General features: G+C 72.4%; 11 protein-coding genes. 2 read left to right on the forward strand and 9 right to left on the reverse strand.

Annotation, left to right across the window (positions count from 1 at the left end):
* Positions 1 to 153: 153 nt before the first annotated feature.
* The 4 genes from CG723_RS39585 to CG723_RS39600 form a co-directional block, all read right to left on the reverse strand.
* Positions 154 to 1,689, reverse strand: coding sequence for a DEAD/DEAH box helicase (locus tag CG723_RS39585; RefSeq protein ID WP_100598390.1), 1,536 nt, complete (start codon positions 1,687 to 1,689; stop codon positions 154 to 156).
* 330 nt (positions 1,690 to 2,019) lie between these two features.
* Positions 2,020 to 2,223, reverse strand: a complete 204-nt coding sequence (locus CG723_RS39590) for a cold-shock protein (RefSeq protein WP_100598391.1) — start codon at positions 2,221 to 2,223, stop codon at positions 2,020 to 2,022.
* Between the two features lie 288 nt (positions 2,224 to 2,511).
* Complete coding sequence (locus CG723_RS39595; RefSeq protein ID WP_100598392.1) at positions 2,512 to 3,609, reverse strand: alkene reductase; 1,098 nt, start codon at positions 3,607 to 3,609, stop codon at positions 2,512 to 2,514.
* A gap of 53 nt (positions 3,610 to 3,662) precedes the next feature.
* Positions 3,663 to 4,910 carry an MFS transporter gene (locus CG723_RS39600; RefSeq protein ID WP_100598393.1) on the reverse strand — a complete coding sequence of 416 codons (1,248 nt, stop codon included), beginning with the start codon at positions 4,908 to 4,910 and terminating at the stop codon, positions 3,663 to 3,665.
* A gap of 82 nt (positions 4,911 to 4,992) precedes the next feature.
* Here CG723_RS39600 and CG723_RS39605 point away from each other — a divergent pair, with 82 nt between their 5' ends.
* Positions 4,993 to 8,214, forward strand: coding sequence for a BTAD domain-containing putative transcriptional regulator (locus CG723_RS39605; RefSeq protein WP_199842078.1), 3,222 nt, complete (start codon positions 4,993 to 4,995; stop codon positions 8,212 to 8,214).
* A 138-nt stretch (positions 8,215 to 8,352) separates the two neighbouring features.
* On the opposite strand, the gene CG723_RS39610 is transcribed toward CG723_RS39605, so the two are convergent.
* The 4 genes from CG723_RS39610 to CG723_RS39625 are packed head-to-tail and all read right to left on the reverse strand — an operon-like array spanning position 8,353 to position 13,163.
* Positions 8,353 to 9,507: an XdhC family protein gene (locus CG723_RS39610; protein WP_100598394.1), complete on the reverse strand. Its 1,155-nt coding sequence runs from the start codon at positions 9,505 to 9,507 to the stop codon at positions 8,353 to 8,355.
* Positions 9,500 to 11,638 carry a xanthine dehydrogenase family protein molybdopterin-binding subunit gene (locus CG723_RS39615; protein WP_100598395.1) on the reverse strand — a complete coding sequence of 713 codons (2,139 nt, stop codon included), beginning with the start codon at positions 11,636 to 11,638 and terminating at the stop codon, positions 9,500 to 9,502. Before CG723_RS39615 ends, CG723_RS39610 begins: the two co-directional genes overlap by 8 nt.
* Complete coding sequence (locus CG723_RS39620; protein ID WP_100598396.1) at positions 11,635 to 12,627, reverse strand: FAD binding domain-containing protein; 993 nt, start codon at positions 12,625 to 12,627, stop codon at positions 11,635 to 11,637. Before CG723_RS39620 ends, CG723_RS39615 begins: the two co-directional genes overlap by 4 nt.
* Positions 12,624 to 13,163 carry a (2Fe-2S)-binding protein gene (locus CG723_RS39625; protein ID WP_100598397.1) on the reverse strand — a complete coding sequence of 180 codons (540 nt, stop codon included), beginning with the start codon at positions 13,161 to 13,163 and terminating at the stop codon, positions 12,624 to 12,626. The genes CG723_RS39620 and CG723_RS39625 overlap by 4 nt, the downstream gene beginning before the upstream one ends.
* Before the next feature lie 263 nt (positions 13,164 to 13,426).
* Between CG723_RS39625 and CG723_RS39630 the strand changes: the two genes are divergently transcribed.
* Entirely contained in the window at positions 13,427 to 14,005 is a 579-nt protein-coding gene (locus tag CG723_RS39630) for a TetR/AcrR family transcriptional regulator (RefSeq protein WP_100598398.1), read from the forward strand.
* A gap of 39 nt (positions 14,006 to 14,044) precedes the next feature.
* On the opposite strand, the gene CG723_RS39635 is transcribed toward CG723_RS39630, so the two are convergent.
* A complete protein-coding gene (locus CG723_RS39635) occupies positions 14,045 to 14,497 on the reverse strand; it encodes an STAS domain-containing protein (protein WP_100598399.1) in 453 nt (150 codons plus the stop codon).
* Positions 14,498 to 14,608: the final 111 nt, after the last annotated feature.

The following is a 14,608-nucleotide window of genomic DNA, read 5'->3' on the forward strand; positions in this document are numbered from 1 at the left end:
CGACCTCGTCGACTACGGCGTCGTCGGCGACCTCTTCGACGTCGTCCCCCAGCTCACCGAGAACGTCACCACCCGCAAGGGCTGACAGCAGCACGAAGGCCGGAGGCCCGGGACCGATATCGGTCCCGGGCCTCCGGCCTTCGTGCGTATGCCTCAGCCGGCGCGGCGGACCCGCGCGGCCTTGCGGGCGTCCGCGAGCTGGCGGGCCTCGGAGGTGCGGCGCGAGTCACCACCGGCGCGGCCCGGGCGCGAGCCCATGCCGCGGAACGGGGCACCGCCGCGCTTGGGCCGCTCCGTGGCCGGCGCGGGGCCGGCGATCGGGACGCCGGAGGGCGCCTGAGCACCGGTGATACGGCTCAACTCGGCCTCGCCGGACCGGACTTGGGTGATCTGCGGCCGGATCCCGGCGTCGCGCATCAGCCGGCTCATGTCGCGGCGCTGGTTGGGCAGGACGAGGGTGACGACGCTGCCGGACTCACCGGCACGGGCCGTACGGCCGCCGCGGTGCAGGTAGTCCTTGTGGTCGCTCGGCGGGTCGACGTTGACCACGAGGTCGAGGTTGTCGACGTGGATGCCGCGCGCCGCGACGTTCGTGGCGACGAGCGCCGTGACCGTACCGGCCTTGAACTGGGCCAGGGTGCGGGTGCGCTGCGGCTGGGACTTCCCGCCGTGCAGGGCGGCGGCCCGCACGCCGCTGCCGAGCAGGTGCTTGGTGAACTGGTCGACGGCGTGCTTGGTGTCGAGGAACATGATGACCCGCCCGTCGCGGGCCGCGATCTCGGTGGCGGCTGCGAACTTGTCGGCGCCGTGCACATGCAGTTCGTGATGTTCCATCGTGGTGACGGCGCCCGCCGACGGGTCGACGGAGTGGACGACCGGGTCGTGCAGGTAGCGGCGCACCAGCAGGTCGACGTTGCGGTCGAGGGTGGCCGAGAACAGCATCCGCTGGCCCTCGGGGTGCACCAGGTCGAGCAGCTCGGTGACCTGCGGCATGAAGCCCATGTCGGCCATCTGGTCGGCCTCGTCCAGGACGGTGATCTTCACCCGGTCCAGGCGGCAGTCCTTGCGCTCGATGAGGTCCTTGAGGCGTCCGGGCGTCGCGACGACGACCTCGGCGCCACCGCGCAGCGCACTGGCCTGACGGCCGATGGACATGCCGCCGACGACGGTGGCCATCCGAAGCTTCAGCGACCGGGCGTACGGGGTGAGCGCCTCGGTGACCTGCTGGGCGAGCTCCCGCGTGGGGACGAGGATGAGGCCGAAGGGCTGCTTGGCCTCGGCGCGCTGACCCGCGAGGCGCGCGAGGAGCGCGAGCCCGAAGGCGAGGGTCTTGCCGGAGCCGGTGCGGCCGCGGCCCAGGACGTCCCGGCCCGCGAGCGAGTTCGGCAGCGTGGCCGCCTGGATCGGGAACGGCACGGTCACGCCGAGGCCGGTGAGTGTCTTGAGGATCTCGGCCGGCAGGTCGAGCTCTCCGAAGGCCTCCACGGCGGGCAGGGCGGGCGTGACGGTGACGGGCAGGGCGAACTCACCCTGCGGCGCGGCGGACCTGCGCCCGTAGCCACCGGAGCTCTTGCCTCCGGTGCGTCCCTGGCCCTGGCCCTGGGGTCGAAAACGGGCGCCCCGGTCACCGCCGGCGGAGCCCCGGCGAGGGTTGGAGTAACGGTCGTTCGTGCGAGCTGAACGGTTCATGGAGAACCTTCCTCGATATGGCACGTATCGAGGAATTCCCGGCGTATGAGTGCCGGACGAATTGCAAGAACGAGCCGAATAGCAGACTGAAAATCAGCCGGCGCGCCGGTACGGAGAATGGCGACGCCTGACGTAGGAATACTGGGATTCCGCTGCGGCAGGCGGCTCTCGGGCGGGCCGGATCAATGGGGTGCGGGGGTCTGGGCGCCCCGCCGGGGTGGTGTGCCACCCGGTGGTCGTGCCTACCCGGGCGGGATGCCCCGCAAACAGCAACGAGCTGGTGCCCGTACCACTGGGGTACGGGCACCAGCTGCGCTCAACGCTTCAGCGTCAGGCGGGAACGATGTTCTCCGCCTGCGGGCCCTTCTGGCCCTGCGTGACATCGAAGTTCACCTTCTGGCCTTCCTGAAGCTCACGGAAGCCCTGGGTGGCGATGTTCGAGTAGTGGGCGAAGACGTCGGGGCCGCCACCCTCCTGCTCGATGAAGCCGAAGCCCTTTTCCGAGTTGAACCACTTCACGGTGCCAGTAGCCATATGCAAATTCTCCTTCGGGGCAGTGCCCGTGATCCGCACTGTGCGAACCTCGGCGTCGCCGCAATGATTGCCCCGCCCGGAAAAATGCATCCGGAAATAGAAAAGCGCCCGGCAACGTGAAGTCACCTAAGGCACTTGAAGTATCTATGGGAACCACAACTGCAACTGAGATCAACACTAGCACGAAACGAGCTTCGGGGCACGGTGAGCCAGGATATTTCGCGCGTCGCCGCGAACCTTCACCCCAGGTTGAGCAAATCCCGGCGCCCCCGGCCCCGAATATTCACTTCACCGGCGGCTGTCGGACAGGAACGGATAGTCCGTGTAGCCCGTCGCCCCTCCTACGTACATCAGGTACCTGTCGCGGACCTGGTTGAGGGGTGCGCCCACGCGCAGCCGCTCGACGAGGTCCGGGTTGGCCAGGAACGGGCGGCCGAGTGCCACCAGGTCGGCGCCGGCGGCCAGGAGGCGCTCGCTCTCGTGCCTGCCGCCGTCGGCGGGAAGCCGCTCCCGCGGCAGCACGGGGTTGGCGATCAGCGTGCCGGTCCAGCGCTTGCGGAGGTCCTGGAAGAGCGGGTTGTCCGGGTCGGCGAAGACGATGTGCAGATAGGCGAGGTCCAGGTCCGAGAGGGCGTCGACGAGTGCCGGGTAGATGTCGTCGGTGTCTCCTTCGTCCATGCCGTTGACGGTGAGTCCCGGGGAGATCCGCAGGCCCACCCGCTCGGGGCCGATCGCGTCGGCCACGGCGCGGACCGCCTCGACCACGAACCGGATGCGGCCCTCGACGGTTCCTCCGTAGGCGTCGGTGCGGTGGTTGGTGCCCTGGCCGAGGAACTGGTGGAGGAGGTAGCCGTTGGCGCCGTGCACCTCCACTCCTTCGAAGCCCGCCGCCACGGCCTTGCGGGCAGCCTCGGCGAAGTCGGCGACGGTGGAGCGGATGTCGTCGGGCGTCATCTCCTTCGGTACAACGGCGGGCTGGTGGCCGGTCGGGGTGTGGATGGTGTCGGGGAGCGGGACGGGTGAGGGGGCGACCGGGGTCAGGCCGCCGCTGTTGTCGGGGTGCCCGATCCGGCCGCCGTGCTGGAGCTGGAGGAACATCCGGCCGCCGGCGGCGCGGACCTCGTCGGTCACGTGCCGCCAGCCCTCGACGTGGGCCTCGTTGTGGATGGCCGTGATGTTGGCGTAGGTCTGTCCGACGGCGTTGGGCGTGGACGCCTCGGCGATGATCAGGCCCGCGGTGGCGCGCTGCGCGTAGTAGGTGGCCATCACGGGCTGCGGGACGCCGTCCGCAGTGGCGCGGTTGCGGGTCATGGGCGCCATCACGAGGCGGTTGGGCAGGGTCAGCGTGCCGAGGCGAGCGGTTTCGAAGAGGCGGGACGTCGTCATGGCGGTGCTCCTTGAATCAGGGTGAGTGGTGTGACGGTGTGCGGTGTGGCCGTTCATGACGTCCTCGCCGTGCGGCGGACGGGGAATCCGTGGCGGCGGGCGGCGACGACCACGGCGAGTACGGGAATCAGGAGCAGGAGGACCGTCCAGGGGAAGGAGCGGGATCCGGCCAGGTCGAGGAGGATCCCGCCGGCCATTCCGCCGCCGGCCATGGCCACGTTCCAGAGGGTGACGAGCATGGCCTGCGCCGCGTCCGCCGACTCGCCTCCGGCGTCGCCTGCGGCGGTCTGCAGGAGCGTGGGGGCGCCGCCCCAGCCGAGACCCCACAGCGTCACGGCCGCGTAGACCAGGGCGGGGCTGTCGGACAGCAGGGCGAGTACGGCCGCCGCCACGGCGACCAGCAGCGCGGCTGTGACGGTCAGGGCGCGCAGGTGCCGGTTGATCAGGACGCCCACGATCCAGATGCTCGCCAGGGACGCGGCTCCGAAGGCGAGCAGTACGAGGTCGGTGGAGTTCCCCATGCCCACGCCGTCGAGGAACGTCGCGACGAACGTATAGAGGACGGTGTGGGCCAGGACGAAGACGAGGGTGACGAAGAGGACCGGGGGCACGCCGGGCACACGGAGTGCCCGCAGGATCGGCGGCCGGGCCTCCTGCCGCAGTCCTGGCCGGTCGGGGACGGCCGCGGCGATCCATCCGAGCAGGGCGACAGTGAGGACGGTCATGCTCAGGAACGCGCTCTGCCAGTTCACGGCCTTGCCGAGGAACGTGCCCGCGGGCACCCCCAGGGAGAGTGCGACCGGGATGCCCGCCATGGCGATCGCGATGGCCCTGCCCTGGAGGTGGGCCGGCGCGAGGCGCCGGGCGTAACCGGCGAGGAGCGCCCAGGCCAGACCGGCGGCGACGCCCGCCCCGAACCGGGCGGCCATCGTGAGGGGGAAGTTCGTCGAGACGGCGGTGACCGTGTTGGCGACGCCGAACCCCGCCATCGCCGTCATCAGGAGCCGCTTGCGGCGCCATCCGGCGGTGGCCGCGGTGAGGGGGATCGCCGTGAGGGCGGTGCCGATCGCGTAGACCGTCACAGTCTGCCCGGTGGCCGATTCGCCGACTCCCAGGTCCCGGCTCATCGCGGGAAGCAGACCAGCGGGCAGTGTCTCCGTCAGGCTCGTGACGAAGACGGCGGTGGCGAGCGCGAGCAGGGCAGGGAGGGGCAGTTTGTGCTTGTGGGCCGGGCCGATGACGGCGGGGGTGGCGGGCGACCTGTCGGTCGGCTCCGTCCTGGTGACGTCTGTTCCGTTCATGCGACGACAGTGCAGGTCGGGGCTTCGGGAAGGCTGATGGTCCGCTGACGGTCGGCGGCTGCGGCGTGTGTACGGTGCTCCCATGCGGTTCGGGGTGCTTGGTCCACTGACGGTGCGGGACGGCGACGGGGAGCCGGTCGCGGTTCCCGAGGTGAAGGTCCGGGCCCTGCTCGCCGCACTGCTGGTCCACGAGGGGCGGCCCGTCTCCGCCGACCGCCTCATCGACGGGCTGTGGGGCGACGACCTTCCTGGAAACCCCGCCAACGCCCTCCAGGCGAAGGTCTCCCAACTGCGCAGGGCACTCGGCCGGGACCGTGTGGTGCGCCAGGCGCCCGGTTACCGGCTCCGCCTCGACGAGGCCGGTGACGAGGTGGACGCGCGCCGCTTCCTGAACCTGGTGGACCGGGCGGGATCCGCGGTGGGCCCGCGCGAACGGGCCGAACTCCTCACCGAGGCACTGGAGTTGTGGCGTGGTCCGGCGTACGCGGATTTCGCGGACGAGGAGTTCGTACGTGCTGCTGCGCAGCGCCTGACGGAGCAGCGGCTGGCCGTCCTCGAGGAACGGGCCGAGGCGCTCCTCGAGTCGGGCGACCTCACGCTCCTGACCGGGGAGCTGGCGGACCTCGTCGCGCGCCATCCGCTACGGGAACGGCTGCGCGCCGTCCAGCTGCGGGCGCTGTATCTGACGGGTCGACAGAGTGAGGCGCTGGCCTCGTACGCGGAGCTTCGGGGCCGGCTCGCGGACGAGCTCGGGCTCGACCCGAGCCCCGAACTCGCCGCGCTCCACGCGGCGATCCTGCGCCAGGACCCGTCGCTCGCCCCTCGCCCGGTCTCTCCTGCGGGCGCCGTTCCTCAGTCCGCACCTCCCCGGTCGAACCTTCCCGCCCCGCTCACGGCGCTCGTGGGCCGTGACCGTTCGCTGTCCGAGATCGCTCAGCTGCTCTCCACGGAACGGCTGGTCACGCTCACCGGCCCGGGCGGGGTCGGCAAGACGCGGCTCGCGGTCGAGGCGGCGCGGCGGACCCCGGACGCACCCGACGGGGTGTGGCTGGTCGAACTCGCCGGTGAGCGCGGGAGTGTGGCCGATCTGGCGCAGGTCGTCTCGGCGGCGCTCGGCCTGCGGGACGACGCGCTTTCGGGGCCGCCCGGGCAAGGCGCGCCGGCCGCGCCCGAGCAACGGCTCGCCACAGCTCTGCGGGACCGCAGGTCGCTGCTCGTCCTGGACAACTGCGAGCAGGTCGTCGAGTCGGTGGCGCAGCTCGCCGAAACGCTGCTGAGCCGGGCGCCGCACCTGCGGCTCCTGGCCACCACCCAGGAGCCGCTGTGCGTCGCCGGGGAGACGGTGCATGCGGTCGAACCACTGCAACCCGAGGACGCGGTACGCCTGCTCACGGCGCGCGCCGCGGCGGCTTCCCCCGGTTTCTCGCTCGACGGAGCCTCTCCTGAGACCCGTGCGGCGGTACTGGAGATCTGCCGGCGCCTCGACGGCATCCCGCTCGCCCTCGAACTGGCGGCGACGCGCGTACGAGCCTTGGGTGTCGGGGAGTTGGCGGCCCGGCTCGAGGACCGCTTCCGGGTACTCACGTCGGGGCGACGGGGTGCCCCGCCGCGTCAGCAGACCCTTCGGGCGGTCATCGACTGGAGCTGGGAGCTGCTCGGCGCTCCCGAGCGGACCGTGCTGCGCCGCCTGGCCGTGCACCGCGACGGCTGCACTCTGGAGGCGGCGGAGGAGGTGTGCGCGGGCGGCGGGGTGCGCCGCGACGAGGTTCTCGACCTCGTGACGCGGCTGGTCGACCGGTCGCTGGTCGTCGTGGTGACCGGCCCCGGAGGTACGGGCCCCCGCTACCGGCTCCTCGAGTCCGTCGCCGCGTACGCGACGGAGCGCCTGCACGAGACCGACGAACTCGACGGAGTACGCGACCGGCATCTGCGCCACTACACGGAACTCGCCGAGCGTGCCGAGCCCCGGCTCCGTGGGCGCGGGCAGCGCGAGTGGCTCGGCCGGCTCGACGCCGAGACCGCCAATCTGCGGGCGGCGCTCGACGAAGCCACGCGGCGCGCGTCGACGGGTGGTGCGGCCGAGGACGCCGTGCGCCTGGCGACCGCCCTGTCCTGGTGGTGGCTGCTGCGGGGCCGACCGAGCGAGGCCCGTCGCGCCCTGTCTGCCGTGCTCGCCGTGGCGCCGTCCGCGGGCGAACTCCGGGTACTGAGCGATGCGTTCGGGCTGATGACGGGAGAGCGGCCCCCGGCGACACCGTGCCCGCACGCCGCCGTCGCCGATCCTGTGCGGCGGGGGCGCGCCGTGTGGTTCTCCGCGTACGGCCTGTTCAGGTCGGGTGACCTCACCGCCAGCGAGGAGGCCGTCTCGCAGGCACTCGCCCTCTTCGCCGCCGAGGGCGACCGGTGGGGTACGGCCGCGGGCCTCGGGCTGCGGGCGATGCATGCGCTCATCCGCGGGGACCTGGACGCGCTCGGGCGCGACGGGCTGCGCAGCGCGGCCCTCTTCCGTGAACTCGGGGACCGGTGGGGCGAGTTGCAGACGGTGGAGCCACTGGCGGCGCTCGCCGAGATCAAGGGTGAGTACGCGGAGTCCGCCCTGCGTCACGAGGAGGGCCTGCGTATGGCGCGGGAACTCGGCCTGGACGCGGAGGTCTCCGCACGGCTCTCGGGCCTGGGCCGGCTCGCGCTGCTCGAGCGCGGCTGGGACCGGGCCGCCGACCTGCACGAGCAAGCGCGGCGATCAGCGTCCGAACAGGGCTACAAGTACGGGGAACTCCACGCCGAGATGGGCCTGGCCCTCGGCGCACGCCGCTCCGGCGACCTCGACGCGGCGGAGGCGCATCTGTTGCGCATCCGCGACGAGTTCCGTGACGTGTCGTCGGAGGCGGGCGATCATCTGCTCCAGGCGGAATGGGGCTTCGTCGCCGAACTGCGCGGGGACGCGGGCGGGGCGGCAGCCCGTCATCTCCTCGGCCTGGACGTCGCCTGCGCCATCGGCGAGCCGCGCGCCGTGGCCCTCTCCCTGGAGGGCCTGGCGGGCGCGGCAGCACTCACCGATGCAGCAGGTCGGGCGGCCGAGCTCCTCGGGGCCGCAGACGCGGCCCGCCGTAGCGCGGGCGCCCCGCTCCCACCCGCGGAACGCGGCGACGTGGACCGCGTCACGGCGAGGGCGACGGCGGCGCTGGGTGAGACGGCCTTCGCGCAGGCGTACCGGGAGGGCGCGAATCTGTCCCCGGAGAAGGCGGCGGACACCGCGCGGCTCCACTTTCACGCTGCCGCGTCAGACCGGGCTCCTGGGGACTAGGGAGCGCCGGGGACGAGGTCCACGGCCGCGTTCCGGGCGCGGGATGCGCGACGCGCTCGCGGGGCGCCCGCGCCTACCGAGTACGCAGTCCTGCCATTCGGCGACGAGGCCGGGCCGAGGTCTTCCGGCCGCCGAGGGTCACCTCTCCCCCGTCGCCAACAGGCGCCGCTCCCCCGCCTCGCCGTCATGATGGATCGGTGTGCGCGAGGTGGTCAGGGGTGCGCCCGTGCCGCCCTGCCTCGACGCGATGATTTCCGCGGCGATGGACAGGGCCGTCTCCTCGGGTGTGCGGGCACCGAGGTCCAGACCGATCGGCGAGTGCAGGCGCGACAACTCCTCGTCGCTCAGGCCGACTTCGCGCAGGCGGCGATCACGGTCCTCATGGGTGCGGCGTGAGCCCATCGCTCCGACGAACGCGACGGGCAGCCGTAGCGCGATCTCCAGGAGCGGGATGTCGAACTTCGCGTCGTGGGTGAGCACGCACAGGACCGTGCGTTCGTCGGTCGTGGCGCGCCGCAGGTAGCGGTCCGGCCAGTCGACCACGATGTCGTCCGCCTCGGGGAAGCGGGCCCGCGTGGCGAAGACGGGGCGGGCGTCGCACAACGTCACGTGATAGCCGAGGAACTTGCCCGCACGGACCAGCGCCGCCGCGAAGTCGACGGCGCCGAACACGATCATCCGGGGCGGCGGCACGCTCGACTCGACGAACAGCGTCAGGTCGGCGTCGCAGTGGGAGCCGTCGGCCGAGAGGTCGAACGTACCGGTGCGGCCCGCCGCGAGCAGGGCCCACGCCTCGGCCGCCACGGTCCGCTCAAGGCCGGATCCTCCGTCGAGCCCTCCCTCGTACGAGCCGTCCGCCCTCACGAGCAGCGCTCCGCCCCGCAGTTCGTCCGGTCCGCGGGCCACCCGGGCGAGCGCGGCCGTCCCACCCCGGGCGGCGGCCGCGAGCGCCGCCGCGAACACGGGCCTGTCCGGCGCGTCGGCGCGCACCGGCGTGACGAGGATGTCGATGACCCCGCCGCAGGTGAGCCCCACGGCGAAGGCGTCCTCGTCGCTGTAGCCGAACCGCTCCAGGACGGACCCGCCGTCCTGGAGCACCTGCACGCACAGTTCGTAGACCGCCGCTTCGACGCAGCCGCCGGAGACCGAGCCGATGACGGTGCCCTCGCTGTCGACGGCGAGGGCGGCGCCGGGCTGGCGGGGTGCGCTGCCGCCCACCGAGACGACGGTGGCGACGGCGAAGTCCCGGCCCTGCCCGGCCCACCGGTTCAGCTCGTCGGCGATGTCAAGCATCGCCGTCACCTGCGGCAGGGGCCCCGGCCGACAGTACGCGGTCGGGCCGGATCGGCAGGTGCCGGTGCCGGACGCCGGTCGCGTGCCAGACCGCGTTGGCGACGGCGGCCGCCGCGCCCACGATGCCGATCTCGCCGATGCCCTTGATCCCGACGGGGTCGTCCGCGTCCGGATCGTCGACCCAGTCCGCCTCGATCAGGGGTACGTCGGCGTTGGCGGCGAAGTGGTAGCCCGCGAGGTCGGCGCCGACGTGACCGCCCGTGGCCTGGTCCCTGATCGCCTCTTCGTGCAGTGCCATGGACAGTCCCCAGATCATCCCGCCGATGAACTGGCTGCGCGCGGTCAGCGGGTTGACGATCCTGCCGGCCGCGAAAACGCCGAGCATCCGCCGTACGCGTACCTCGCCGGTGGTGACGTCGACGGCGACCTCGGCGAACTGGGCGCCGAAGGAGTGCCGTTCCTTCTGGGTGAGGGAGCCGACCGCGGCGCTGGTGTCGGATCGCACGGTGATGCCCTGCGGCGGAATGTCGCCGCCCAGGGCCAATTGCTCCCGCAGGTCTCGCCCGGCGGCCGTGACGGCCCAGCCCCAGGAGCGGGTGCCCATCGAGCCGCCCGAGATCGCCGCCGGGCCGAAGTCGCTGTCTCCGATGCGCACATGGACGCGCTCCCCGGCCACGCCGAGGGCCTCCGCGGCGAGCAGGGTCAGCGCGGTCCGCGCCCCCGTGCCGACGTCCGACGCGCCGATCCGCACCGTGAAGGTGCCGTCGGCCTCAGCGGTCACGGCCGCCGTGGACGGTGCCACGATCACCGGGAAGGTGGCCGCCGCCGTGCCGGTGCCGAGCAGCCAGCGCCCTTCGCGCCGCACGCCGGGACGTGGGTCCCGGTCCGCCCAGCCGAACCTGCGGGCCCCCTCGTCGAAGCAGGCCAGCAGGTTGCGGGAGCCGAACGGCAGGCCGGAGACCGGGCCCACGTCCGGCTCGTTGCGGGCACGCAGTGCGATCGGGTCCATGCCGCACTGTTCGGCGAGTTCGTCGAGCGCGGACTCCAGGGCGAACGAGCCCGGAGCCTCACCGGGCGCGCGCATGAAGGTCGGCGTCGGCACGTCCAGCCGCACCACCCGGTTGACGCTGCGGTGAGCGTCGGCGGCGTACATCGGACGCCCGAACCCGGCGCTGGCCTCGACGAATTCGTGGACCGTCGACGTGAGGCTGTGCGCCTGATGGTCGAGAGCACGCAACCGCCCGTCGGCGTCGGCACCGAGCCTGACGCGCTGGGCCGTGGGGCTGCGGTAGCCGACGAGCGAGAACATCTGACGTCGGGTCATGACGACCCTGACCGGGCGGTCGAGTACGGTCGCCGCCATCACGGCGAGGATCTGGTGCACGCGCACACCCTTGGACCCGAAGGCACCGCCGATGTGCTCGGACCGCACCCGCACCGAGGCCGGGTCGAGCGAGAACAGTTTCGCCAGCTCCTGCGCGACCCACATGCTGCCCTGGTTGGAGTCGACGATCTCGAGGCGTCCGCCGTCCCAGCGCGCCATCGCCGCGTGCGGTTCCATCGAGCTGTGGTGCTCTTCCGGGGTGGTGTACTCCGCGTCCACGACATGGACGGACGCGGCGAGTTCGGCCGCGAGGTCGCCCTTCTCCGCCAGCATGCCGTCGCCGTCCGGTGTGTAGATGCCGGCGTGTCCGGCGGAGAACGCGACGTCGTGCGGCTCCTCGTCGTACCGCACCACCAGCGCCTCGGCGGCCTCCCTGGCCTGCTCCGTGGTCTCAGCGACGACCAGCGCCACCGGCCAGCCCACGAACGGCACCCGGTCGTGCTGGAAGACCTCGACGATCGGGTCGGGCCGCCCCAGCATGCCGACGTAGTTCCCGTCGACGCGCGGCGCGTTGCCGTGGTGCAGCACGGCCAGCACCCCGGGCATCCCGCGGACGGGGTCCGACTCGATGGAGCGGATGCGGCCGCGGGCGACGGTGGACAACACCAGCCAGCCGTGGGCGAGTTCGGCGGCGGGGACATCCCCCGCGTACCGGGCTGCCCCGGTGACCTTCTCCAGCCCCTCCACCCGGGTGTACGAGGCGCCGGCGGTGCCCGTCACCGGGGTTGCCGTGGTCGTCGTGGTCATCGGACGGCCTCCTCGGCGAGCTCGGTCAGGACGGCCACGACGAGATTGCGCATCAGCGTCACCTTGTATCCATTGTGGGGCAGCGTCTCGGCGGCCGCGAGTTCGGCGTCCGCGGCGGCGGCGAAGGCCTCGGCGGTCGCGGGGCCGCCGGTCAGGGCGCGTTCGGCCTCGTGAGCGCGCCAGGGCCGGGACGCGACCGCCCCGAAGGCGAGGCGCACTTCGTGGACCGTTCCGTCCCGGACGTCGAGCGCCGCGGCGACGGAGCCGATCGCGAACGCGTAGGAGGCGCGCTCGCGGACCTTGCGGTAGCGGGACAGGGCGGCGACGGGCGCCGGGGGCAGGATGACGGCGGTGATCAGCGCGCCGGGCGGCAGAGCGGTCTCCACGTGCGGGGTCTCCCCCACGGGCGAATAGAACTCCGCCAGCGCCAACTCGCCCGGGCCGTCGACCGTTTCGTACGAGACGACTGCGTCGAGCGCGGCGAGCACCACTCCCATGTCCGAGGGGTGGACGGCCACGCAGTGCGCGGAGGCGCCGAGGATCGCGGCGTTGTGGTGCTCGCCCTCGATCGCGGGGCAACCGCTGCCGGGCGTCCGCTTGTTGCAGGGTTTGGCCAGGTCGGTGAAGTAGCCGCAGCGCGTGCGCTGGAGCAGATTGCCGCCGACGGTGGCCATGTTGCGCAGCTGACCCGAGGCGCCGGCGAGGACGGCCTGCGCCAGCATCGGGTAGCGGCGCCGCACTTCGGGATGGGCGGCGAGGTCGCTGTTGGTGACCGTCGCACCGATGCGCAGGCCGCCTTCCGGCGTCAACTCGATCTCTCCGAGGGGCAGTTCGCGTACGTCGACGAGCCGGGCGGGCCTCTCGACGCCGGTCTTCATCAGGTCGACGAGGTTGGTGCCGCCGCCCAGACAGCGCGCGTCGGGGTCGGCGTCGAGCAGGGCGACCGCGGCGGGCACGTCGAAGACGCGCTCGTATCCGAACTCCTTCATGCGACAGCCTCCGTTCCTGCGGCGCGGGCGACGGCGTTGACGATCGACACGTAGGCGCCGCAGCGGCACAGGTTACCGCTCATCCGCTCCCGGATCTCGTCGGCGGTCAGCGCCGGAACGCCCGCCTCCGGCCGTACGTCGGCGGTCACGGCGCTCGGCCAGCCCGCCGCGTGCTCCTCGATGACCGCGAGGGCCGAACAGATCTGGCCAGGAGTGCAGTAACCGCACTGGTACCCGTCGAGATCGAGGAAGGCCTGCTGCACCGGATGCAGTCCGTCGGCGTCGGCCACGCCCTCGATGGTGGTGATCTCACGCCCCTCGGCCGCCACCGCGAGCTGCAGGCAGGAGACGGCGCGACGGCCGTCGAGGAGGACGGTGCAGGCGCCGCACTGGCCCTGGTCGCAGCCCTTCTTCGTGCCCGGCAGATCGAGGCGCTCGCGCAGTGCGTCGAGCAGGGTGGTGCGGTGGTCGACGGGCAGCGTGTACTTCTCGCCGTTGATGTTCAGCGTGATGACGCTGGACGTCGATGGGGCCATGATCAGCCTTCTTTCGCTCATGGGGTGCGAGGGCTGTACGTAGAGGGAGAACTTCGGGGTTCCGCGCCTGTCGCGCGCTCGGCGGCCGAAAAGTCGCTTGCGGTGGTCACCGGCTCTCCACTCGAGCCGGGTCTGCCGCTATGGTGGAGCCAAGCGGACAACTGTCCACTACGCCGTACGCTAACGGACAGCTGTCCGCTTAGCAAGGGCATACCGAATTCTTGGCACTGTCGTCGGATTCGCGATTCCCGGAAGGGGGACGGGTGCAGCCGAAGAAGGAAGCGCCGCTCCGCTCGGACGCGCAACGCAATCGCGACCGCATCCTGGAAGTGGCGCTGACCGAGCTGACACAGTCGGCGGACGCCCCGCTGAGCGCGATCGCGAAGAAGGCATGCGTCGGCCAGGGCACGTTCTACCGCAACTTCCCCAACCGCGAGTCCCTCGTGCTCGAGGTCTACCGCTACGAGATGCAGCAGGTCGCCGACACCGCGTCCCACCTGCTCGCCACCCGCGCGCCCGACGAGGCCCTGCGCGCGTGGATGGACCGCCTCGCCCAGTACGCCATGGCGAAGGCCGGTCTGGCGGACGCGCTGCGCGAGGCCACCACGCGCGGCAGCCTCGCCGCCCTCGGGCACGGCCCGGTGACGGCGGCCATGTCGCTCCTGCTCACGGCGAACGAGGAGGCGGGCACGATCCGCCCCGGGGTGACACCGGAGGACTTCGCGCTCGCCATCGCCGGGCTCTGGCAGATCGACCCGCACGGCGACTGGCAGTCGCGCGCCGGGCGGCTGCTCGACCTCGTCATGGACGGGCTGCGCGCCGGTGCGCCGGGAGCCTCCTGAGGCGGGCGAGTCGCGCGCGACCTCGGGTCGACGGCCCGGTCAGGGTGTGGGCGGCCGGGGCCGCGGGGGGCTGGGCGACCCGTCGTCCAGCGCGTCGGGGCTCGGTACGGGTGGCCAGACCGGCCGGTGCGTGGGAGGCAGCGACGACAGGGCCTGGCCGACGGACCGTTGGGCGGGGAGGAGATCGACACTGCCTGTCTGGGTGAGCAGTTCGGTCAGCCGGCGCCCCGCCCCCGCGAGAAGGAGCTTGCCGCCGCGGCGGTCCAGGAGCCACCGCATGGCCAGCAGGCAGTAGAGACCGCGTGAGTCACAGAAGGAGAGCGCGGTGACGTCGAGGACGAGGTACGGGTGACCCGCGTCGACGCAGGCGCCGAGCGTGCCCAGGAAGAGTCCCTCAGCGCTCTGGTCGAGTTCGCCGCTGACCCGCAGCACCGCGCAGCCGTCGCAGCTCGCCAGCTCGGTGATCATCAAACGATGGCTCTGCGTGGACATCACACCTCCATCCGGCCGACGTACGAAGACCCTTGGCGTCGAGCCTCGCACACACCGGCGCCCGTTCCCGAACCGGACAAGTGCTCCGGGGCGGCACGATCAGGCCGTGCC

The sequence above is a fragment of the Streptomyces sp. CB01635 genome, assembly GCF_002803065.1.
GTDB lineage: Bacteria > Actinomycetota > Actinomycetes > Streptomycetales > Streptomycetaceae > Streptomyces.

Excerpts from the sequence above, each read along its gene's own strand:
- CG723_RS39585 (WP_100598390.1), bottom strand. The coding sequence starts at position 1,689 with ATGAACCGTTCAGCTCGCACGAACGACCGTTACTCCAACCCTCGCCGG.
- CG723_RS39620 (WP_100598396.1), bottom strand. The coding sequence starts at position 12,627 with ATGAAGGAGTTCGGATACGAGCGCGTCTTCGACGTGCCCGCCGCGGTC.
- CG723_RS39595 (WP_100598392.1), bottom strand. The coding sequence starts at position 3,609 with ATGACGACGTCCCGCCTCTTCGAAACCGCTCGCCTCGGCACGCTGACC.
- CG723_RS39625 (WP_100598397.1), bottom strand. The coding sequence starts at position 13,163 with ATGGCCCCATCGACGTCCAGCGTCATCACGCTGAACATCAACGGCGAG.
- CG723_RS39590 (WP_100598391.1), bottom strand. The coding sequence starts at position 2,223 with ATGGCTACTGGCACCGTGAAGTGGTTCAACTCGGAAAAGGGCTTCGGC.
- CG723_RS39610 (WP_100598394.1), bottom strand. The coding sequence starts at position 9,507 with ATGCTTGACATCGCCGACGAGCTGAACCGGTGGGCCGGGCAGGGCCGG.
- CG723_RS39600 (WP_100598393.1), bottom strand. The coding sequence starts at position 4,910 with ATGAACGGAACAGACGTCACCAGGACGGAGCCGACCGACAGGTCGCCC.
- CG723_RS39635 (WP_100598399.1), bottom strand. The coding sequence starts at position 14,497 with ATGTCCACGCAGAGCCATCGTTTGATGATCACCGAGCTGGCGAGCTGC.
- CG723_RS39605 (WP_199842078.1), top strand. The coding sequence starts at position 4,993 with ATGCGGTTCGGGGTGCTTGGTCCACTGACGGTGCGGGACGGCGACGGG.
- CG723_RS39615 (WP_100598395.1), bottom strand. The coding sequence starts at position 11,638 with ATGACCACGACGACCACGGCAACCCCGGTGACGGGCACCGCCGGCGCC.